The organism is Cryobacterium breve, assembly GCF_004402375.1.
GTDB lineage: Bacteria > Actinomycetota > Actinomycetes > Actinomycetales > Microbacteriaceae > Cryobacterium > Cryobacterium breve.
In genome coordinates, this window is sequence record NZ_SOGJ01000019.1 from 12,463 (window position 1) to 31,507 (window position 19,045).

22 protein-coding genes are annotated in these 19,045 nt (G+C 64.7%); 8 read left to right on the forward strand and 14 right to left on the reverse strand.

The features are described from left to right. Positions 1–38: 38 nt before the first annotated feature. The 3 genes from E3O65_RS07150 (at position 39) to secA (ending at position 4,434) form a co-directional block, all read left to right on the forward strand. A complete protein-coding gene (locus E3O65_RS07150; RefSeq protein WP_134363061.1) occupies positions 39–722 on the forward strand; it encodes a ComF family protein in 684 nt (227 codons plus the stop codon). A gap of 99 nt (positions 723–821) precedes the next feature. Then, positions 822–1,526, forward strand: coding sequence for a ribosome hibernation-promoting factor, HPF/YfiA family (hpf, locus tag E3O65_RS07155; RefSeq protein WP_134363062.1), 705 nt, complete (start codon positions 822–824; stop codon positions 1,524–1,526). Positions 1,527–1,626: 100 nt separating this feature from the next. Continuing rightward, on the forward strand, positions 1,627–4,434 hold the full coding sequence (gene secA / locus E3O65_RS07160) for a preprotein translocase subunit SecA (protein ID WP_134363063.1): 2,808 nt from the start codon (positions 1,627–1,629) through the stop codon (positions 4,432–4,434). 96 nt (positions 4,435–4,530) lie between these two features. On the opposite strand, the gene E3O65_RS07165 is transcribed toward secA, so the two are convergent. After that, complete coding sequence (locus tag E3O65_RS07165) at positions 4,531–5,886, reverse strand: MFS transporter (RefSeq protein ID WP_134363064.1); 1,356 nt, start codon at positions 5,884–5,886, stop codon at positions 4,531–4,533. An 877-nt stretch (positions 5,887–6,763) separates the two neighbouring features. Between E3O65_RS07165 and E3O65_RS07170 the strand changes: the two genes are divergently transcribed. Further along, complete coding sequence (locus E3O65_RS07170; protein ID WP_134363065.1) at positions 6,764–7,051, forward strand: ABC transporter permease subunit; 288 nt, start codon at positions 6,764–6,766, stop codon at positions 7,049–7,051. Between the two features lie 49 nt (positions 7,052–7,100). On the opposite strand, the gene E3O65_RS07175 is transcribed toward E3O65_RS07170, so the two are convergent. The 3 genes from E3O65_RS07175 to E3O65_RS07185 all read right to left on the reverse strand — a co-directional run bounded on the left by E3O65_RS07175 (position 7,101) and on the right by E3O65_RS07185 (position 10,335). Then, positions 7,101–8,423 (reverse strand): glycosyltransferase family 2 protein, encoded by a 1,323-nt coding sequence (locus tag E3O65_RS07175; protein WP_241985739.1) that lies wholly within the window; start codon positions 8,421–8,423, stop codon positions 7,101–7,103. Further along, on the reverse strand, positions 8,420–8,935 hold the full coding sequence (locus E3O65_RS07180; RefSeq protein WP_134363066.1) for a glycosyltransferase family protein: 516 nt from the start codon (positions 8,933–8,935) through the stop codon (positions 8,420–8,422). The genes E3O65_RS07175 and E3O65_RS07180 overlap by 4 nt, the downstream gene beginning before the upstream one ends. Before the next feature lie 494 nt (positions 8,936–9,429). After that, the gene (locus E3O65_RS07185) at positions 9,430–10,335 is read right to left on the reverse strand and encodes a WcbI family polysaccharide biosynthesis putative acetyltransferase (RefSeq protein WP_134363067.1); all 906 of its coding nucleotides are present in this window, start codon (positions 10,333–10,335) and stop codon (positions 9,430–9,432) included. 236 nt (positions 10,336–10,571) lie between these two features. Here E3O65_RS07185 and E3O65_RS07190 point away from each other — a divergent pair, with 236 nt between their 5' ends. Continuing rightward, positions 10,572–11,678, forward strand: coding sequence for a glycosyltransferase family protein (locus tag E3O65_RS07190; RefSeq protein ID WP_134363068.1), 1,107 nt, complete (start codon positions 10,572–10,574; stop codon positions 11,676–11,678). Here E3O65_RS07190 and E3O65_RS07195 read toward each other — a convergent pair. The 6 genes from E3O65_RS07195 to E3O65_RS07220 all read right to left on the reverse strand — a co-directional run bounded on the left by E3O65_RS07195 (position 11,630) and on the right by E3O65_RS07220 (position 14,842). Further along, positions 11,630–12,511 (reverse strand): SDR family oxidoreductase, encoded by an 882-nt coding sequence (locus tag E3O65_RS07195; RefSeq protein WP_134363069.1) that lies wholly within the window; start codon positions 12,509–12,511, stop codon positions 11,630–11,632. The two genes, E3O65_RS07190 and E3O65_RS07195, sit on opposite strands and share 49 nt — an antisense overlap. Positions 12,512–12,617: 106 nt before the next feature. Beyond that, positions 12,618–13,232, reverse strand: coding sequence for an Asp23/Gls24 family envelope stress response protein (locus E3O65_RS07200; RefSeq protein WP_134363070.1), 615 nt, complete (start codon positions 13,230–13,232; stop codon positions 12,618–12,620). Beyond that, complete coding sequence (locus tag E3O65_RS07205) at positions 13,229–13,810, reverse strand: DUF6286 domain-containing protein (protein ID WP_134363071.1); 582 nt, start codon at positions 13,808–13,810, stop codon at positions 13,229–13,231. The genes E3O65_RS07200 and E3O65_RS07205 overlap by 4 nt, the downstream gene beginning before the upstream one ends. Beyond that, positions 13,807–14,118 (reverse strand): hypothetical protein, encoded by a 312-nt coding sequence (locus E3O65_RS07210; RefSeq protein ID WP_241985738.1) that lies wholly within the window; start codon positions 14,116–14,118, stop codon positions 13,807–13,809. Before E3O65_RS07210 ends, E3O65_RS07205 begins: the two co-directional genes overlap by 4 nt. Positions 14,119–14,204: 86 nt before the next feature. After that, the gene (locus tag E3O65_RS07215) at positions 14,205–14,399 is read right to left on the reverse strand and encodes a DUF2273 domain-containing protein (protein WP_134363073.1); all 195 of its coding nucleotides are present in this window, start codon (positions 14,397–14,399) and stop codon (positions 14,205–14,207) included. Beyond that, the gene (locus E3O65_RS07220; protein WP_134363074.1) at positions 14,396–14,842 is read right to left on the reverse strand and encodes an Asp23/Gls24 family envelope stress response protein; all 447 of its coding nucleotides are present in this window, start codon (positions 14,840–14,842) and stop codon (positions 14,396–14,398) included. The genes E3O65_RS07215 and E3O65_RS07220 overlap by 4 nt, the downstream gene beginning before the upstream one ends. A 40-nt stretch (positions 14,843–14,882) precedes the next feature. Here E3O65_RS07220 and E3O65_RS07225 point away from each other — a divergent pair, with 40 nt between their 5' ends. From E3O65_RS07225 to E3O65_RS07235, 3 genes are read left to right on the forward strand one after another with little or no spacing between them, the layout of a single operon-like run. Continuing rightward, a complete protein-coding gene (locus E3O65_RS07225) occupies positions 14,883–15,530 on the forward strand; it encodes an RNA polymerase sigma factor (protein WP_338419175.1) in 648 nt (215 codons plus the stop codon). After that, positions 15,527–16,171: an Asp23/Gls24 family envelope stress response protein gene (locus tag E3O65_RS07230; protein ID WP_134363075.1), complete on the forward strand. Its 645-nt coding sequence runs from the start codon at positions 15,527–15,529 to the stop codon at positions 16,169–16,171. The genes E3O65_RS07225 and E3O65_RS07230 overlap by 4 nt, the downstream gene beginning before the upstream one ends. After that, on the forward strand, positions 16,164–16,550 hold the full coding sequence (locus E3O65_RS07235) for a hypothetical protein (RefSeq protein ID WP_134363076.1): 387 nt from the start codon (positions 16,164–16,166) through the stop codon (positions 16,548–16,550). Before E3O65_RS07230 ends, E3O65_RS07235 begins: the two co-directional genes overlap by 8 nt. Positions 16,551–16,737: 187 nt before the next feature. Here the strand turns inward: E3O65_RS07235 and E3O65_RS07240 are convergent, their stop codons facing one another. The 4 genes from E3O65_RS07240 to E3O65_RS07250 all read right to left on the reverse strand — a co-directional run bounded on the left by E3O65_RS07240 (position 16,738) and on the right by E3O65_RS07250 (position 19,003). Then, a complete protein-coding gene (locus E3O65_RS07240) occupies positions 16,738–17,289 on the reverse strand; it encodes a hypothetical protein (RefSeq protein WP_134363077.1) in 552 nt (183 codons plus the stop codon). Positions 17,290–17,416: 127 nt separating this feature from the next. Beyond that, positions 17,417–17,869: a DUF2382 domain-containing protein gene (locus E3O65_RS07245; RefSeq protein WP_134363078.1), complete on the reverse strand. Its 453-nt coding sequence runs from the start codon at positions 17,867–17,869 to the stop codon at positions 17,417–17,419. A gap of 8 nt (positions 17,870–17,877) precedes the next feature. Then, entirely contained in the window at positions 17,878–18,024 is a 147-nt protein-coding gene (locus E3O65_RS16675) for a hypothetical protein (protein ID WP_166785685.1), read from the reverse strand. Between the two features lie 160 nt (positions 18,025–18,184). Continuing rightward, positions 18,185–19,003, reverse strand: a complete 819-nt coding sequence (locus E3O65_RS07250; protein WP_134363079.1) for a DUF2382 domain-containing protein — start codon at positions 19,001–19,003, stop codon at positions 18,185–18,187. Positions 19,004–19,045: the final 42 nt, after the last annotated feature.

Here is a 19,045-nt window from a genome sequence, read left to right on the forward strand (position 1 = left end):
GGCCCCGGACGCGGCCGACAAAAGTCCACGCTGGCAGGATGCGCACCCCAGACGCACTCTCCCGGGCCGCCCTCGACGCGTGGTCGGTGGTGATGCCCACCGAGTGCAGCGGCTGTGGTGCGCCCGACCGTGCCCTGTGCCAGGCCTGCCTGGCCGCGCTCATACCCCGGGTGCACAGCTCCGAACGATCGGGCGTTCTGGTGTGGTCGGCTCTGGACTACTCCGGCGTGGCCAGACGGGTTTTGGGGGCCTTCAAGGACGGAGGTCGAACGGATGCCGCGGGCGCGCTCGCCGGGCCGCTGCGCATCGTCGTGGCAGCAACCCTCGCCCATGTGGAGCAGGCAGGACCGGGCATCCACCTCGTGACGGTTCCCTCCTCGCGCCGGGCGTGGCGCATCCGTGGCTACCACCCCGTAGATCTGCTGCTTGGGCGTGCAGGTTTCCGGGCCACCCGGGTGCTCCGCACTCTGGCCGAGACGCAGGATCAGGTGGGCCTGGGGTTCGAGGCCAGAGGCCGGAACCGTGCCGGCTCCCTGGTGGCCCTGCGTCGACTCGACGGCTTCCGCGCCCTGATCGTCGACGACATCCTGACGACCGGCGCCACCGTGCTTGAGGCACGACGCGCCGTGCTGCACGCGGGCGGTGAAGTCGTCGGCGTCGCAACAGTGGCGGAAACACGGCGTCGTTTCCCGGCCCTCCAAAGTTCATCGGAAACTGATTGACAAAAGGCTGTGACTTATCCGGCCTGCACGGCTACGGTGGTCCTAAAGGCGCGTAATAATCGCCCGGATATGGGCGGTTCGCCAGATCTGGAGGTCGTCATGGAAACAAACATCGTTGGACGAAACCTAGGGATCACTGATCGTTTCCGGGAGTATGCCACCGAGAAGGCCGAAAAGGTCGCCGGTCTCGCGGACAAGGCGTTGGCTCTCGAAATCAAGCTCAGTCGTCACCGTGAGAAGAACGGTGCCACGGGCAATGACCGGGTCGAATTGACCCTGATCGGCAAGGGCCCGGTGGTACGGGCCGAGGCCGACGGCTCCGATAAGTACGCGGCGTTCGACGTCGCCCTGGGACGGCTGCTCGAGCGCGTGCGCCGGGCCAAGGACCGTCAGAAGCTGCACCGCGGCGGAGCCCACCGTCCTATTTCGCTGCACGACGCGGCATCCGTCGACTTCAGCGTGGTGGATATCAAGCCGGCCGACGCTGAGGTTCTCGAGCGGGTGCGCACCGGCGCGATCCCCGTCGTGACCTCGGAAACGCCCGCGGCCGAAGAACCGGAAGACGTCTACAACCCCGTCGTCATCCGACGCAAGGTTTTCGCGGCGGCTCCGATGACCGTCGACGACGCGCTGTACTTCATGGAACTCGTCGGCCACGACTTCTACCTGTTCCAGGATGCGGAGACGAAGCGTCCGAGCGTCGTCTACCGGCGCAAGGGCTGGGACTACGGCGTGATCGAACTGGACGAGAATGCCGCTGACCGCGGGGAGGTCGCGCAGTCCGCCCGCGAGCGCAGCAACTGACCATCTAGCCTTGTTATAGTTGCCGCATGCCGGACGCTGTGAGCGTGCGGCAACGACGACAGGCGTGTGCACACGCCGTGACGACTAGTGGAGTGCATTCGTGGCCTCAATTCTGGAAAAAGTTCTTCGTGTTGGTGAAGGGCGCCTGCTGCGCCGTCTCGAGCAGTACGCGAAGGCCACCAATGCGCTGGAAGACGACTTCAGCCACCTCACCGATGAGGAACTGAAGAACGAGACTGTGTTGCTGCGTGAGCGTTACTCGGGCGGTGAGTCGCTGGACGACTTGCTGCCCGAGGCGTTCGCCGCCGTGCGAGAGGCCTCGACCCGAACCCTCGGGCTTCGCCACTTCGACGTGCAGCTGATGGGTGGGGCGGCTCTACACCTCGGCAATATCTCTGAGATGAAGACCGGCGAGGGAAAGACCCTCGTGGCCACGACCGCGGCATACCTGAACGCGATCACCAGCCGCGGCGTTCACATCATCACAGTCAACGACTACCTCGCCAGCTACCAGAGCGAGCTGATGGGGCGCGTGTTCCGCGCCCTCGGCATGACCACCGGCTGCATCCTGTCCGGTCAGACGCCAGCCCAGCGCCACGAGCAGTACCTGGCCGACATCACCTACGGCACCAACAACGAGTTCGGGTTCGACTACCTGCGCGACAACATGGCTTGGCAGGCATCCGACATGGTGCAGCGTGGGCACTACTTCGCCATCGTTGACGAGGTCGACTCGATCTTGATCGACGAGGCGCGCACGCCGCTGATCATCTCGGGCCCGGCATCCGGTGAGGCGAACCGCTGGTTCACCGAATTCGCCAGCCTGTCGACCAAGCTCATTCCGGATGTCGATTTCGAGGTCGACGAGAAGAAGCGCACCGTGGGTGTGCTCGAACCCGGCATCGAAAAGGTCGAAGACTACCTCGGCATCGACAACCTGTACGAGTCCGCGAACACCCCGCTGATCTCCTTCCTGAACAATGCGATCAAGGCCAACGCCCTGTTCAAGAAGGACAAGGACTACGTCGTCATGAACGGCGAAGTCATGATCGTCGACGAGCACACCGGGCGCATCCTGATGGGCCGTCGCTACAACGAGGGCATCCACCAGGCGATCGAGGCCAAGGAGGGCGTGGCCGTCAAGGCGGAGAACCAGACGCTCGCGACCGTCACCCTGCAGAACTACTTCCGGCTCTACTCGAAGCTCTCGGGCATGACGGGTACGGCCGAGACCGAAGCGGCTGAGTTCATGAGCACCTACAAGCTCGGCGTGGTGTCCATCCCCACGAACAAGCCCATGAAGCGCATCGACCAGTCCGACCTCATCTACAAGAACGAAGAGGCCAAGTTCGGCCAGGTCGTCGAGGACATCGTGGACCGGCATGAGAAGGGCCAGCCGGTCCTGGTCGGCACGACGAGCGTGGAGAAGAGCGAGTACCTGTCGCGCCTGCTCGCCAAGAAGGGCGTTCGGCACGAGGTGCTCAACGCCAAGAACCACGCGCGTGAAGCAGCCATCGTGGCGCAGGCCGGACGCTTGGGCTCGGTGACCGTCGCCACCAACATGGCCGGACGAGGCACGGACGTCATGCTCGGCGGCAACGCTGAATTCCTCGCCGTGGCACAGATGAACGCCAAGGGCCTGAGCCCGGTCGAAACGCCGGAGGATTACGAGGCCGCCTGGGACGACGTGTTCAACGCCGTCAAGGAGGAGGTCGCCGTGGAAGCCGCGAAGGTCGTCGAGGCGGGCGGCCTCTACGTGCTGGGCACCGAACGGCACGAGTCCCGCCGCATTGACAACCAGTTGCGTGGACGCAGCGGGCGCCAGGGTGACCCGGGTGAGAGCCGGTTCTACCTGTCCTTGACCGACGACCTCATGCGTCTTTTCAACGCGGGCGCTGCCGAAAGCCTGATGGGCCGCCAGGGAATTCCCGACGACATGGCCATCGAGTCCAAGGTCGTCAGCCGGGCCATCCGCAGCGCCCAGGCGCAGGTCGAGGGACGCAACGCTGAAATTCGGAAGAATGTTCTCAAATACGACGATGTGCTGAACCGCCAGCGCGAGGCGATCTACGGCGACCGCCGCCACATCCTGGAGGGCGATGACCTGCACGAGCGCACACAGCGCTTCCTTGAAGACGTCATCGACGAGGTCCTCGAGGTTCACACGGGCGATGGCAACGGTGACGATTGGGACTTCGACGCACTGTGGACCGAGCTCAAGACCCTCTACCCGGTGGGGCTGACCATCGACGAGGTCGTTGCCGAGGCTGGCAACCGTGGCAAGATCAACCGCGATTTCATGCGTCGCGAAATCGTCTCGGATGCCAAGGTTGCCTACAAGAACCGTGAAGACTCGCTGGGGACCCCGGCGATGCGCGAACTCGAACGTCGCGTGGTGCTGTCGGTCATCGATCGCCGGTGGCGGGAACACCTCTATGAGATGGACTACCTCAAGGATGGCATCGGGTTGCGTGCCATGGCCCAGCGCGACCCGTTGGTGGAGTACCAGCGCGAAGGCTTCGTCATGTTCCAGCAGATGATGGGCCAGATTCGCGAAGAGACCGTCGGATTCCTGTTCAACCTCGAAGTCGAGGTCAGCCAGGCGCCAGGTGCCGTTGCCGGCCCCGTCGTAGCGGCCAAGGGCCTCGCGCCCGCTCCGACCGCCGATGAGAAGCTCAGCTACACCGCTCCGAGCGATTCGGGTGGAGTCGAGGTGCGAAACCAGCGTGGTCAGCTCCAGCAGGCGGCTACGGACCGTGCCCGACGGGCCACCGCCGCCCCCGTCACGGAGTCGGAGGCAGAGATTGCAGCCGGGCCACCCCAGCGCGGAGCCTTCGGACAGCGTGACGACGCGTCGAAGCCCGCCCCGGCGAACCGCTCCGAGCGGCGCGCCCAGGGCAAGAAGTAACCTGCGGGACACAAACGGGCGCCCTCTCCCTCGGGAGCGGGCGCCCGTTTGCGTCTCGGTGTCCCACCGGTCACGGCACCGACGGCGGGTGCCCGTTCAGTCCTCCAGCGACTCGCCCCGCTTCTCCGGTAGCCCGAGCGCACCGAGTGCCGCGATCACGAAGAACAGTGCGAAGACCGCGAACAGAAGCGCTGTCCCGCCCGTCTCGCGCAGCAGGGGCACGGCCAGTGGAGCCACGATTGCGGCGATCCGTCCGATGCCGGCGGCCCAGCCGGCGCCCGTGGCACGGATTCGAGTGGGGTACAGCTCCGGGGTCACCGCGTACAGCGCTCCCCATGCACCGAGGTTGAAGAATGAGAGCAGCATGCCAGCACCGATCACCTGAGTGGCATCGCCGGCGGCTCCGAAAAGCGCCGCCGAGACTGCCGAGCCGATCAGGAAGACGGCCAGGGTTCTGCGTCGACCCCACCGCTCGATGAGGAATGCCGAGGCGGCATAGCCCGGCAGTTGTGCGACGGTGATGATCAGCGTGTACGCGAATGAGCGAACGAGCGAGTATCCCGAGGCAACCAGAATGGTCGGGAGCCAGATGAAGGCCCCGTAGTAGGAGAAGTTCACGCAGAACCAGACCAGCCACAACGCCCCGGTTCGGCGACGCAGGCCAGGCGACCACAGTGCGGTGACGCCCGTCCGAAAATCGGACAGACGTGTCCTCTGACCCGTCGTTGCGGGGGGAACGGGATTATTCACCTCGGTGTACGAGATCCCGGCGGACGTTTCGAAGCGTCTGACGGTCGATTCCGCCTCGAGGAGGCGGCCGCGGGACTCCAGGAAGCGAACCGACTCCGGCAGCCTCAGACGCACGACCACCGCGTAGACAGCCGGGGCTGCTCCGACAGCCAGAGCCCAGCGCCATCCGTCGGACGAAGCCGGAATGATCAGGAACCCGATGACTGCGGACACGGTCCAACCGATGGCCCAGAACGATTCGAGGATGACGATAATGCGGCCACGAATACGTGGCGGCGCGAATTCGCTCACGAGTGTCGAGGCGACCGGAAGCTCACCACCGAGCCCGAGTCCGACGACGAATCTCCACGCGATGAGAACGGCCACAGTCTCGGACAATGCCGAGGCTCCTGTGGCAAGTCCATAGACGAGGAGGGTGAGTGCGAAGACCTGGCGCCGACCGATGCGATCGGCCAGCAGGCCACCGAGAACGGCCCCAATGGCCATGCCGATGAACCCGGCTGATGCGATCCAGGACAGTTCCACGTCGCTGGCCGACCATTGCACCGCCAGTTGCGCGAGGACGAACGAGATGAGTCCAACGTCCATCGCATCCAAAGCCCAGCCCAGACCGGACCCGACGAGCACACCGCGATGCTCCCGAGTGAAAGGGAGTGCATCCAATCGCTCGGACCGGCTCGGGCGTGCGCGAATTTCTGCCATCAGGTTTCCAATTCAGCATTAGCGATTAGAAGGTGAACTGAGAATGAAGCGTCCACTGGATAATCGAACTTTACTGCAGCGACGAAGACGTCCGGGGTGAACCCTTCGTGCGTGCGGGGCAGGGATGTCCGCCGCGAGGCCATCGTCGTTCCTGAGGGAGAGCGTGGGTTGGGGTCTCTACGTGGTGACCCGGATCGTGCTCAGCGTGGTTCGGGAACAGATCCGGCCGGGCTCCGCAACCGCCCTGTCGGTCGCCGTGTTGACCACCCTCGCTGTTACCGGGCCCGTTGCGTTGTCTTGCCGTCGGACACGTGTCCTGAGCGCTCTCGTCATGGTGCTTTCAAGTTCGGACTCGGGCACTTCGGCCTTTTCCAGCTTCACTCACTCAGCGGTACGGTGGGAGCGCTGGCTTTCACAATGCCAGGGTGGGATCTCGCCAGCAACAGCCTCATCGCCGGGCTCGGCTTGTTTTTCACCGCGGCAGCGATCTGGTGGTGGCCGGAAAGTCGCGCCGCCCCTGCCGGCACCGGCACGTGGCTCAAGACACGTGAAGAGATGACTCCATGAAGAGATAACTCGCGCTCGGGATCGGCTTGATCGGCGCGGGGGTCCTCACTTTCTCGCTGGTTGTCTTCGGGCTGGGTGCGGCGGAGACGTTGAATCCCGAAGTCCCGGGGTCGCCATCCACCCACATGGCTGCAGCCGCCGTTGTTCCCACCGACGATCTGCCCCCGTCACCAACCGATACCCCGGCAACGTTGAATGTGTCGGGAACGTGGGAAACGGCCGCGATCGAGCCGACCGACAGCGTCGATCCAATGGCGTCCGACGCCTGTGACACCGGAGGTGGCGCCGACTACCACTGGGACGACGCTGGATGCTCGTGCTCGTGCTCGGCTTGTCGATTCTCTCGCAGGTGCTGCTCATTCCGGTGAGTCAGATGCTCAGATCAATCGGCTGGCTCAGCACCTACCAGGGCCTCATTATCTCTAACGTCGCCTTCTACGTTCCCTGTGCCGTACTGATCTTCTCGCAATTCGTACGACGCATTCCCGTCGAGCTGGACGAGGCTGCGGCGATCGATGGGGCCGGAGCCCTGCGCACGTACGTCACCATCATCGTCCCGCTGATGCGCCGGCGGCGGCGAGCGTCACAATGTTCGTGAGAATCTGGATCTGGATCTGGGAAGACTCCGTGAATCCGCGTCGCCCGCGTCAGCTCCAACCGCCGAGGTATGCCTCCAGGTCGGGTTCCTGGTCGAGTGCGATCACCCAGTCAGCGACGACCTCAACGGTAGGGAACAGCCCGTCGCGCTGCCAGCGCGCGCTGCGCCGGCGCGCCCGCACCGAGCGTATTTCACAGAGGATGCTGCCAGAGGAGTCCCGCACGACGACATCGGCAGCGTCACCGGAACCCGATGCCACCCGCTCAACCTCCCGGCGGAAAACTTCCGGATCAACTCGCACTGCACGGGGAAACGCCACCGTCGCCCGCACGAGGGGACGCTCGCCGGCGTCGGCTCGCCTCACAACGCGTGGGTCGTTGAAGTGCGAATCGAGGCAATTGCCGGGCACGACGACAACGGCGTGCGGAAGGGACTCTAGGACGCTGTCCACACAGATGAAGAGCGCTGCCGAGCTCGTGCTCGATTGGATCTCCACCAGAAGGTCTGCGGTTGGAGGCCGAACTCCCCGGCCGGCACTGCCCCGAGCGGGGATGAACTGGGTGAGCTTCAGCGTCTCGGCATTTTTTCGGCGTTGACGCGAGGCATCCGCATCTGTCCGCTCCGACCACTCAGGGCCGTCGTGCCAGGCCACCGCGTTTCGCACGTGCGCGAAGACCGCCCCTGCCAGCCACGCACGATATCCCCACTCCCAGTCCTCACCGCCGTATTCGGTGAATGACTCGTCGAACCCTCCCGTCTCGGCAAAAAAGTCACGGCTGCAGGCGAGCACGGCGCCAATGAGGAAACGGTAGGAGCGGTGATCGACCTCGAGCAGATCGGAGGAACGTTCGTATTCACGGGTGAGCCAGGCGGGAGCCGGCAGCTCGTGGTTGGGTGCAATCAGCTCTATCCGGCCGTCGGCGGAAGTGGCGGAAAGGTCGGCATGACGTCGCATCCCGACGGTGACCGCGTCAGCAGCGAGTGAGGGGAGGCGAGTCAGCTCCCGCACGTAGTCAGGCTCTGGCGTCGTGTCCGCGTCGAGAAAACAGAGGATGCTGCCACGGGCCGCCCGCGCACCGGCATTGCGGGCCGCCGCGAGGCGGAATCCCCGATCCTCCTGGCGAATCAGGCGCACCTTTGCCGGCACCGAAGGTGCCGCCCGCGAGCCATCGTCTACCACGATCATGTCGAGGAAGTCGTTCGGATAGGTCTGGCGTTCAAGCGCGAGCAAAGTTCGATCGAGCTGCGATTGCTGTTCGAAGTGCGCGATGACAACTGACACCACGGGCAGCGGTTTTGGCCACAGACCGCCCAGGATGTCCCAACGGTTTGCGGTGACGGCGTGGCTCGTGCGTGGCGTGTTGTCGGTCACCAGGCGAGACCGTTCCACCACTCGCGATACGACGTCACAACGTGGGGTAGGTGCGGAGCCGTGTCGATATCGGTGGGAAGGATCGTCGATCGAGGATCTGAGAGCGCAGCCACGATCGCGGCCTCCATCGCGTTCGCCGCGTACAGCGTCATCGAGCCGGGTCTGAGTGCCTGCATTTCACGGGCGTAGCGAGAATCGGCGACGAGTGGGCGTCGACCCGCCGCGAGCCAGGCGAGGATGGAGCCCGAAGCCGACAGGTGCTGATGGGCCGCGATGGGCACCGCAGCCAGGCGACACAGACGAAAGAGCTCGTCGTCGGAGATGTAGCCCGTTGCGGTGAACGTGATGCCCAGGGATTCGGCATGGCTGGCGAGGGCGATGAGGTCAGCCTCATGACCCGCCGAGGCAGCCCCGAGGGCGGCTACGTCGAGAACGGCGCCCATCCGCGCAACGGCGTCGATGACTTCACGGTGACCCTTGCCGGGATAAACGAATCCCACAAGCGCGGCCATTGCATCAAGATTGTCGGGGTCTACTGCTTCTCGCTGCGCCTGATGAGCCGGGAGGGGAATTACAGCCGGTCGACCACCTGCCGTCATGACGCCCAGTTCCTGCAGGAGGGCGACTTCGTGAAAACTGTTGCACACCACTCCACGAGCGGCAGCGATCACCCGGCGGTAACATTCCCGTCGTCGAGGCAGGTTGGTCACTCCATCCGACGGCTGGGGTACGTCGTGAAGGGTGACCGAAACCGGAGTGAGTGCGGCGATGCGCTCGAAATTGGCGGCCGCCTCCTCGGGCGACGCGCCGAACAACCGATCCGTGAAGTGCAGGTGCAGAGGGTGACCTGATCGTGACTCCTGAGATGATTCCAGCAATCGGGGTGGTGGCCCGCGCCGACCCTGGGCCGCAACCGCCCCGATGCTCGCGTGGGCCAGTTCCCGCGCGTAACGAACGACTCCATGCCGAGACGGACCAGGGGCGAGGAAGTCGGGTTGCTGCACGCTCACCGCAGCCCGAGTCCGTGGAGGGTGTCGGCGTGGCGGGCCAGTCCGGCATCCACGGCATCCGGGTGATCCTCGTACCACCGTAGGTGGGCATCTTCGACCTCACCGCAGCTCACCCGATGCCCGTTGACAAGCCACGAATCGGTTGGGGAATCGGGTAGGCCATAGGTGTCAGCGACTATCGGCAATCGGGGTGCGTGCACGCTGTCGAGCAAGGGGTGATCGAGCATGGCAGGGATTTCGGCAAGGTGGAGCGCTCGTCGAAGTCGTGCTGCAACAACCAGCCACACCGGGTTGCCAGGGTGATTGATCGTGCGCATCTGCGGAAACGACGGGGAGGTGAACAGATCGGAGACCAGGACGGTGGAGTGTCGTTGCTCACGCTGCTGCAACTCCGCGATTGAGCGAAGCCCTACAGTCATCACCTGTTCGGTTGTAAGGTCAACGCGACGCACGGGGGAGCGTGGGTCGAAGCGTCGATCGAAGGCCGTGCGCAACAATCTCGCATCGTGATAGGCGACCAGGGGCGGCGTTGCACCAAGGTCACTCGGTGGCCGCACAATGAGGTGGAAGGGGTAGAGCCCCGCGAATCGGATGACCGGAAACATGACCGTTGTGGAATGAGCAGGCATCTGTGCGGCGAGTTGTCGGGTTCCGATGGCGAGCCCCCGATAGTCGTCCCGCACCGGTTGACTGATGAAAAATCTGGCCCGCGCCAGCAAACGGTTGAGATGCGGGAGATCGTCGGCGGCAAGTTCGTGCGCCGGCGGAATACGCACGGTGGCGACATCCGATGCGGCGACTGCACGGCGCACCGACTCGGCCTGGCAGTTTCCGTGTGTCACGATCAGCGGCCTGTCGCTGCCGGGTTCGACCCCGCGCCAATCCGCATGCTGGTTCGCCACTCCGACTCCGTTCCTGGGCTGTCGACGCCCGAAGGTAAAATTATTCACGCGTCCAACTTCGAACGCCGCCTTCTGCTATGAATCATAGAGCCGCGAGTAAGCGGCGCCCGGAGTCCTCCTCACCGTGAAGGTTGTTACCAAACACCGTGTTTCCTGTCCGCGTCGCTCACGTACCTGGCTCGCACTCCTACGTGCGCAATCTGTCAGCAGGGTCGTCAGGCGGTTCACCGGCGTTCGTGAGCCTGCCCGACGTGATCCCGGCCAGTAGGACGGCCGGCGAATGGTGGCCACCGGTCATGCTCGATCCCGTCTGGATAACAGCGAATGCCGGGCTTTTCGATCTCATGCATGTGCACTTCGGGTTTGAGTCGTTCTCCGTCGGTCATCTCACCTCATGCGTGGAGGCTCTGGCATCGGTGGGCCGACCGCTGGTTTTCACCGTGCACGATCTACAGAACCCGCAGCTGTTCGACCAGACCCGACATGAGCAGCACCTTGATGTGCTCATAGCCGGTGCGACGGTCGTGACGACACTCACCACTGGTGCCGCGCGAGAGATTTCGCAGCGGTGGGGGCGGGAGGCCGTGGTGATCCGGCATCCGCATCTCCTTGATTTCAACAGCGTGTCGGCAGAGAGCGTCCCCGATCCTGGCGAGCGTTCGACCGCCGTCGTTGGCATGCATCTGGGCGACATCCGCGCGGGCACGGACGCACGCCGAGCCACGATGAACCTGGTCGGCGCCGTTCGAATGCTTCGCGCTGGCGGATTGGACGTGCAGGCTGAAGTGCACGTGAGCACGAGAGTTCGCGATGAGGCCGCCCGCGACGCTGTTGCGCAGGCGTGTCGCGAGGCCGAGGGAGTGACCATGTTCGAGCATCCCCGGCTGTCCGATGACGAGCTCGTGCGTGCTCTCGCCGCCCTCGACGCCAACGTTTTGCCGTATCGGCATGGCACGCACTCCGGTTGGCTTGAACTCTGCTACGACCTGGGTGTTCCGGTGGTCGCCCCCTCGATCGGACATTGGCTCGACCAGCACGATGAACCGGGCGCGGTCGTCGGGTTCGATCCCGGCTCGGTCGGATCGCTGGCGGCTGCCCTGTCGCAGACCCTCAGGCATCCCCAGACGATGTCGCGACGGGCAGTCCGGGCGGAGCGCCGCGCCCAACGATGGGCTCACCGCGGTGTCATCGCGACTGCACACGCTGAGGTGTACCGGACAGCCCTCACAGCCGTCGGCTCGGCAGACGTGACCTCCAGCGGCGTGCGTCGCCGCGACCGCGATATGCCCGACCATCAGAAGCTGCGGCCGCCTGTGACGGGCAACACGGCGCCGGAAACGTAGGACGCCTCGGGCGAGGCCAGGAACACGTAGGCGGCGGCCAGCTCTGCCGGCTGTCCGGCCCGTCCCAACGGGGTCTCCAGACCGAAGGTGGGCAGCTTGTCCGGCCATGAGGTCGCAGGAATGAGCGGCGTCCAGATGGGACCGGGCGCAACGGCGTTGACCCGAACCCCGGCCGGGCCGAGTTGTTGGGCGAGCGCTTGAGTGAACGCGACGAGCGCGGCCTTGGTCATGGCGTAGTCGATCAACGCCTGGGAGGGGCTCGATGCCTGAATCGATGACGTGGAGATGATGGACGCTCCCGGCGAGAGGTGAGGGATTGCTGTGCGCGCGATCCACAGCGTCGCGTAGAGATTGGTTTTGAATACTCGATCGAACTCTGGCGTGGACAGATTTTCGAGGCCGTTGCGGTTTTCTTGGTAGGCGGCATTGAGCACCAGAATGTCCAACCCTCCGAGTGTTTCCACGGTGTCCTCCACGAGTTTCACGCAGTGGGCTTCCTCGCGAATGTCGCCCGGCAGGAGCAAAGCGGTGCGACCGGCGGCCCGAATCAGATCGGCCGTATCTTCGGCATCCGTCTGCTCCTCAGGCAGGTAGGAGATGGCGACATCGGCGCCTTCTCTGGCGTAGGCGATGGCCACCGCGCGGCCGATGCCTGAGTCGCCACCGGTGATGAGTGCCCGCCTCCCGGTGAGCTTGCCGGCGCCACGGTAGGTGGTTTCGCCGTGGTCCGGGCGAGGCATGGTTGCCTCGGTAAGGCCGGGCTGATCCTGCTCCTGCTTGGGGAAGCCGCCGGTGTGGTACATGGTCGTGGGGTTGTCGTCGTGGTTCGGCATGGTGTGGCTCCGTATCTGAAATCGGTGGTCGTCGTCGGTGAATCGAGAACGGATGTCAGCCTTCGACGGATCTCCCTGCGCCGGGAGGGGTTAGCGTCGGGGAACGTCAGTGAAGGCGGGCACCCTGTGAGGTGCGAGCGCGGAAGCCGCCGCTGATCTGCACGAGAGCGGGCACCCGCAGGCCGAGAAGATCATCGAACGAGCTGAGCACTTCGTCGACAATGTTGCTGGCTGCTCTGGGTGAGATGCCGCGCCGGCAGGTGATGGCTACCTTCAACGTTGGTCGATGTCTGACGAGATAGGTGGAGACGTGTGAATCGACAAGTTCCGGGCGTTTGGCGAGAGCATCCTGAATGGCCTGTTCCGCCACCTTCGTCTCGATAGCGACCGCGCCGTTGTTCCCGTTCACGGAGGCGAGCCGGCCGGTGTGGCCATGGCCCTGCCGCAGGCTGAAGACGGCTAGCGCGGCGATGAGCGACACGCCCGCCGCGATAGCTATCAGCCATAGCCAACTGCCGGTGAGCGGGGCGACGAAGTCGGGCATCGGAGTGGCTTGCAGCCACCGGGTCACCGTGTCGACGCCGGCACTGGTCGCAGCAGCCCAGCGCTCACGCACGACCGGAACGGCCGCCACGATGGTCAGGGTCGCGCCGACGACCAGAATGAGCAATCCGACCAGGAAGATGAAGCCGCGGTTGAGCACGCGGTTAGTGGAATTCATCCGCCCACCTTTCCGTTGGGGGCAACAGTGATGATCGCTCGGAGGGATCGCAGCAAACCGAAGGTGTCGATTTGATGGCGTACGGCCGCGAGCACCGCCTGCTGGTCGATCTCGGTTCCCGAGGCGGGGGTGAGATGCACGGTTGCTCGCCCGGGGCTCACGGTGACCCTGGCGTTGTCCGGCGCCAATCCAGCCGCGCGGGCGGCTTCCCGTGCCAACGAGGATGCGATCACCTCGTTGTCGACGATGGTCGCGGCCCGTTGGGTTTTGAGCACGTGGCGCGACCGCCGGCCCGGGGTGACAGCTATGACAAGGAGAAGTACCCCGACAAGGACGCCGACTACGCCGAGCCCTCCAACCAGCACCGGCGGTGCGGATGGGATGCCCGCGACTGCACCGGCCATGTCGGCGGGGTTGGCAAGCAGGCCCGGCCGGCCGAGCAGATTCAACGTGATCTCGGCCAGGAGCCACATGCAGCAGGCTATGGCCAGGATCGCGAGAGTGATCGCTGCGACCGATCGCGGCGAGTGCAGCTCGCGCCGGCTGATGCGTTGGTAGGTCGAACGATACGTGCTCATTTGACGCGGCCCTCTGGTTGAATGTCGGCGCCGGTGAGCCGCACGGTCACCCTGGAAAGAGTGGAACCGGTCAGTTCGCCCACGCGATGTTGAATGTGCTGCCTCGCCTGCTCGGCCCTGGCCACGATCGTGCCCCCCGTGCGCGAAACAATCGAGGGGTCTCCCTGCACACGGGTGAGCGAGGCGATTCGGATGGGGGCGCTCACCGTGAGCGCGAGCTTGCCGAGGTCGTCCGTGAGCTCCGCACCGACTGTCGTCGGGCTGACGCCGAGAGCGTCAGCCGCAACCGCGCACACCAGGCGGTTCAAGGCCCGAGGTGAGACAGTGGTCCGACCGCGGTTAGGGGCCGTTGACACAGGCCCAGGGCGGGCCGGTGGCGTCGGAGTGGTACCTGTCATGATGACGAGCGCTTGCCCCGGAAGGCCTCTACGAGGTTCGAAACGCTCAGCTTTCCGTCCATGATGCGACCGCCGAGCGCACCGACCACCATGGCCGCGGCTACGAACACAAACGGCCAGAAGCCAAGAACCATCCAGGTCAAGGCCAGGACGGCGCCGAACACGGCGCCCGATTTCGTGGCGGTGCTCATTGAACTCGAGCCTCGGCCTTCTCGGTTTTCTCATCCTTGTCATCGGTCGGCAGGTGAACATCGTTGATGTTCACGTTCACCTCGGTGACCTCCATGCCGACCAAGTCCTCGATGACACGGATCACCGCGGAACGCACCCGCTCGGCCACATCCTGCAGGGCCACGGGATACTCCGCGACGATGGTGATGTCGGCTGCAACCTGGGTCTCGCCGACCTCGACGCTGATGCCCTGGCTGGCATCCGAGGTGTTCAAGGCTTCACGGATGGCGCCGAGCGCCCGGGCCGCGCCGCCGCCGAGGGCGTGCACCCCGCTAACTTCACTGGCGGCGATGCCGGCCACCTTCGCCACCACGGCGTTGTTGATCACGGTCTTGCCTCGGCTGGTGGCCGTTGTGGCGGTGGTTGGTGCGGCAGTCGGTGCTGACGAAGTGGGAATGGTCATTAGTGACGCTCCTTGGTGATCCGCCCTCGGAGGGGCGCGATTGGGTGGTTATGATGTAGTCGCATGCCACGACGAGTTCGTCACACCCGGCGCCACAGTTTCCTGCGAATCGAGGGCAACCATTCCAGACGGCAAAAGCAGGGCGCTGCTCGAGTACGCCGATGATCACACCCTGGTGGACCGCGCCGTCGATGGCGACGTTCGGGCATTCGAAGTGCTCGTGCGCCGCCACGGCCCGTTAGTGCGCGCCTACGCCACCCGCATCCTCGGATCCAGCCATGACGCGGACGATGTCGTACAGGAAACCTTCATCACGGCGTGGGCGAAACTGTCGACTCTGGAGAACCCCGCGATGGCCAAGAGCTGGCTGATGCGCATTGCCAATCACAAGAGCATCGATCGGATCCGCGCGCGGCGAAATCATTCCAACCTCGACGACGTCGACGTGCCGGCTTCTGAGGATCACTCCCCGACGCGGTTGGCGGAGGCACGCTCACGTAGCGAGGCACTTTCCCAGGTGCTCACGGCGCTTCCGGAGGATCAGCGACGATGCTGGGAACTGAAAGAGTTCGCAGACTACAGTTACGTCAAGATCGCCGAAGAGCTCGACCTGCCGGTCTCGACCGTGCGCGGCCTTCTGGCTCGAGCGCGCAAAACCCTGATTCGTGAAATGGAGGTGTGGCGATGACCCCCTCCCACACGCCCGACTCCACCGCACCATGGTTCGCGGCCGACGACGAGCCTGACCACCTCGACGGCCATACCATCGAAGAGCTCAGCGACTACCTCGACCGCGGCAAAGAGCCAGCGGACCCCTCGGTCGACGAGTCTGCGGCCTGCCGGATCGCGCTGGCCTCCTTGGAACGGCTGCATGGGGCAATGGGCTCGATGGTTCAGGAAGAGGCCGACCGCGCGCCGGCGCGCGACGACAGCTGGGTAACCACCATATTGGACGGGATAGTTCGAGACTCCCGGTCGGGGCGAGACATCCCCATTTCGCATCCGGCGCCAACAGCCCGGCTCTCGGTCACCGAAGGTGCCGTGCGCGGACTCCTCCGCGCGGCCGGCGATAGCGTCGACAACATCATCGTCGGTCGATGCCGGCTCGACGGGGATGTCACCACGCCGGGGGTCCCGGTCACGGTCACCGTCGACGCCAACGTCTACAGGGGCGAGAACATCCCCACCCTCGCCGATAATCTACGATCCGCCCTCCTGGACGCACTCCACAGCCACACAGAACTCACCATCGCGGGCATCGACGTCACCATTCGCGACATCTTCCTGATCAAGCCCGAGCCCGAAGGCGGAGTCCAAAACCATGACTGATCTCGCCGAATTCGCAAGAGAAATGGAATCTGTGGTGAGGTCCGTGCCGGGGGTGACCGCTGTGTACCCGGCCACGCCTGTCGTCGTCACAGTCGTTGCCACCGTCGTCGCAACGGTCGCCTCCACGGTCTCCACGGCCGTTTCCGCTGTCGTCGGGGCTGGCGGGGAGGCCGCCGCTGAGCTTGCCAAGACTCCTGCCCTGGTTTCCGTGTCCACCGGGAAGGACGGACTCAGGGTCGCTGCGAGCATCGGCGTCGCCAGCGGCGATTCATCCACTGAGGTGTGTCGGCGCGTACATGACTCGATTGCCGAGAGTGGCGGCATCACGGAGTTCACTGCCATCGACACCATCACCGTGACGGTAGCCAGCATCGACTGAACATGCCGATCGGTTGACCGGCTCTGACGCTACGATCTGCGTGGTTTCAACGAGCTGGTCATCGCAACGGTGGGCGAGCCTGCCCCGGAGGTCGAACCTGTCGAGACCGGAGCACCGGGATATCGACAGGCTCGACCAACACGCGGGCTCAACCACCGCGGCAGGCTCGAACTCCGAGCCGTATTGGTCAGCGGGAGTGTGGAGCGAACCGAGCCAGCCACCTGGCGGCCGGGCGCTGCTGCTCCCCCTGCTGGGCGGCGAGAACGATCAAGACGGCGGTCACCGCGGGCGTCACCCACTGCATCACGCGCTGCCGGCGCTGAAGCGCCTCGAGCTCCGCCGACGTGCTGACCCCGGCCTCGGTGGTACCGTCGGTGGGCTCTCCCGAGTGCTCGGCCATCTTCTTGCCGAGGATGCCGGAGTACAGGGTCGTTCCTGCTGCGACGCCCGTGAGGGCAAGCTTCACGATCGTGTTCGCACGACCTTCGGGCTGACCGGCCAGACGTGCCTTGTTGCCAAGGATCAGACCTGCCCCGCCCACGCCGTGGGCGACGAGCGCAGCCACCTGAACAGGTGCCCACCTCTTCCACCCCTCGCTGGCCAGAGCCACACGTTCGCGGGGATTTTTTGCGCTCGACGCGCTCCCGTTAAGGCCGACGGCACCCATCAGCGCGCCGCCAGACCACGCGGCCAAGCCCAGGTCATGCAGGCTTCGAACAAAAGTATTGCGTCCAGTCACAGTGAACTCCTCATCGATGCGATACCGTCCCGCACGGGAATGCGCGAGACAGATACTCCTTATGACGGACCTTGATACTCGTATCTCATGCCCGGCAAAGGTTTCCCTTGACCGTCACAGGAATTTCTCAGGGAGCCTCGCGGCTGATGGTCGACGCCTCGGGTCGGGAGACGTCGACGTGCTCTTTCCGGCGCTCGAGGCTTACGTCTTCGTCCACGGTGACGATGCTCTTCACGAGGGTGACCCGCTCGACCGGCACGACCGACTTGGTGACTGTCACCTGCTCTTCGCGCAGCAGCATCGTGTGATCGGCGTACTGGTCGAGGCCCGGTGCCGACACGGCCTGTTCCTGCTCGTCCGGAAGAATCGGCTCACGAACCAAGCGCACCTCTTCTCGGTGGATGACGACGGTGATCGTTCGTTCTTCCGACACGATGTACCGTTCGAGCCGCACCCGCTCGACGGGGACGCTCGCCAGGTGAATGCGCAGCTGCTCTTCCGAGCGAGTCACGGTGACGGGAAAGGAGGCGACGGGTGTCCCGTCGTTGTTTGGTTGCGGGTCGTGCTCGCCGGCACCCATTTTCGGACTCAGAACCTGCGACGGGTCGTACGAGCGTTTTTCGTCTTCTGGCGCGCGGACCGCATCTTGTGGAGCGCGGCCTTCCCCTGCGGGCTGCGCAGGTACTTGGTGACCAGGGTCACGATGACAGGGAGAAATTTGAGGAGGCGGGCCATGGTGGTCTCATTTCGACTTCAGTTGGGGGAGGTGAGCACAGAAGATGGCTGGGCTGGACTGGTCCTGCCCAGCCACCCTCTGTGCTGGTGATTCGGTGGTGGTGTTGTGTGTGCGCTGGCGTGTTGGTGGTGGTGCCGGTGCTGGTGCGGGAGCTCGGTGCTACTCCGAGGCCCGCGGGTCGCGTGGTTCGCGGCCATCGGTGTCGGCCGAGGTTCCAATGCCGGTGGGGTCGACGAGCTCGACCTGTTCCGTGCGCACCTCTTCGGTGATCTGCTGCTGCTCGGTCACCGTTTCAGAGCCCAGGCTGATGCGTTCGACCGGCACTACCTCCTTGTCGACGACGACCTGATCGGCGGTGAGAACGATCTCGTGCTCCTCTTCGCTGATTTCGGGACCGTCGAGGGCATCGCCCACGTTGGCATCGGTGACGGGCTCCCGAACAAGGCGCACCTCGTCGTGACTGACCGGTACGGTGACGGTCTGCTGCTCGGTGACGACGAATTTGCGCAGTCGTGCCCGGCCGGCCTCGACCGAGCGCGTGCCGACGTTCAATTCCTCTTCCGAACGGGTCATCGCGTCGTCCGTGGTGGGGCCTGACGTGTCGTAGCCCTCCGTCTCCGTGCTCGCCGCGGTGGAAGGTGCGTGGGCGGCGTCGGACGCAGACTGCGAGCCGTTGCCGTAGTACGTGTAGAGGGCCTTCTCGTTCTCTTCGCTGAGAGCACCGTCTGCCTCGACTCGGGGCGCGTTCTTCACGAACTCCTTCTCGAACGGGACCGTAAGGGTGTCGTCGTCCCAGGTGGCGTGCTCGAGGGGAGCGAAGGTTTCCGAGGTGCCGAAGAGCCCGGTCTTCACGGTTACCCAGGTGGCCTGGTCCGTGTCGGGGTCGACGTAGATCTGGCCAACGGTGCCGATCTTGTCGCCATCGGCATCCGTGATCGGTGCGCCGAGCAGGGAATTCAAGTTGCTGTTGTCAAGCATGCGAGTGTCCTTTCTTGCCGGACCAGGTGTCCGAACGCGGGT

What these genes read in the sequence shown, in the direction of transcription:
- E3O65_RS07245 (WP_134363078.1), bottom strand. Translation starts at nt 17,869, where the DNA reads ATGGGTGCCGGCGAGCACGACCCGCAACCAAACAACGACGGGACACCC.
- E3O65_RS07230 (WP_134363075.1), top strand. Translation starts at nt 15,527, where the DNA reads ATGACCCCCTCCCACACGCCCGACTCCACCGCACCATGGTTCGCGGCC.
- E3O65_RS07235 (WP_134363076.1), top strand. Translation starts at nt 16,164, where the DNA reads ATGACTGATCTCGCCGAATTCGCAAGAGAAATGGAATCTGTGGTGAGG.
- E3O65_RS07205 (WP_134363071.1), bottom strand. Translation starts at nt 13,810, where the DNA reads ATGAGCACGTATCGTTCGACCTACCAACGCATCAGCCGGCGCGAGCTG.
- E3O65_RS07215 (WP_134363073.1), bottom strand. Translation starts at nt 14,399, where the DNA reads ATGAGCACCGCCACGAAATCGGGCGCCGTGTTCGGCGCCGTCCTGGCC.
- E3O65_RS07180 (WP_134363066.1), bottom strand. Translation starts at nt 8,935, where the DNA reads ATGGCCGCGCTTGTGGGATTCGTTTATCCCGGCAAGGGTCACCGTGAA.
- E3O65_RS07220 (WP_134363074.1), bottom strand. Translation starts at nt 14,842, where the DNA reads ATGACCATTCCCACTTCGTCAGCACCGACTGCCGCACCAACCACCGCC.
- hpf (WP_134363062.1), top strand. Translation starts at nt 822, where the DNA reads ATGGAAACAAACATCGTTGGACGAAACCTAGGGATCACTGATCGTTTC.
- E3O65_RS07165 (WP_134363064.1), bottom strand. Translation starts at nt 5,886, where the DNA reads ATGGCAGAAATTCGCGCACGCCCGAGCCGGTCCGAGCGATTGGATGCA.
- E3O65_RS07170 (WP_134363065.1), top strand. Translation starts at nt 6,764, where the DNA reads ATGCTCGTGCTCGTGCTCGGCTTGTCGATTCTCTCGCAGGTGCTGCTC.
- E3O65_RS07250 (WP_134363079.1), bottom strand. Translation starts at nt 19,003, where the DNA reads ATGCTTGACAACAGCAACTTGAATTCCCTGCTCGGCGCACCGATCACG.
- E3O65_RS07150 (WP_134363061.1), top strand. Translation starts at nt 39, where the DNA reads ATGCGCACCCCAGACGCACTCTCCCGGGCCGCCCTCGACGCGTGGTCG.
- E3O65_RS07195 (WP_134363069.1), bottom strand. Translation starts at nt 12,511, where the DNA reads ATGCCGAACCACGACGACAACCCCACGACCATGTACCACACCGGCGGC.
- E3O65_RS16675 (WP_166785685.1), bottom strand. Translation starts at nt 18,024, where the DNA reads ATGGCCCGCCTCCTCAAATTTCTCCCTGTCATCGTGACCCTGGTCACC.
- E3O65_RS07200 (WP_134363070.1), bottom strand. Translation starts at nt 13,232, where the DNA reads ATGAATTCCACTAACCGCGTGCTCAACCGCGGCTTCATCTTCCTGGTC.